At 41.7% G+C, this 355-nt stretch carries 1 protein-coding gene; it reads left to right on the top strand.

What is annotated here, in order from left to right; translation table 11 throughout:
• Nucleotides 1-317: helix-turn-helix domain-containing protein (locus tag Q0V21_RS32770; RefSeq protein ID WP_301882608.1), on the top strand; the 317-nt coding region annotated here is incomplete at its 5' end.
• Nucleotides 318-355 lie beyond the last annotated feature (38 nt).

The raw sequence follows: 355 nt of genomic DNA, 5'->3' as shown, positions 1-355 counted from the left end.
TGGCGATTAAGGGACAAAAGTTTAAAACGTATTCGGAGAAGATAAAAAATGAGGCTATTCGTTTGCATACGGTTGAGGGGTGGACTTATCGAAAGATTAATGAACATCTGGGGATTCATGATCCAGGACGAATGAAGCGCTGGATGCGAAAATATCGGGAACAAGGTGAGTTTGGACTGATGGATCAGCGAGGTCGACGTAAAGAATACTTGGATCAAGACCGCTTTGTACAAAAACTGAAACGGGAGAATGAGTTGCTAAAAAAGTGCTTGGTCATCTGGAAGGAGGAAGCAAACAAGAAAGATTTCAGATCATAGAAAAAGTAGCGGCATACGGTGATATCCAGAAACTTTGT

The sequence above is a fragment of the Paenibacillus sp. 11B genome, from assembly GCF_030487755.1.
Lineage (GTDB): Bacteria > Bacillota > Bacilli > Paenibacillales > Paenibacillaceae > Paenibacillus > Paenibacillus vandeheii.
Note: the sequence above shows the minus strand (reverse complement) of the source record. Positions and strands in the feature narration are given on the sequence as shown.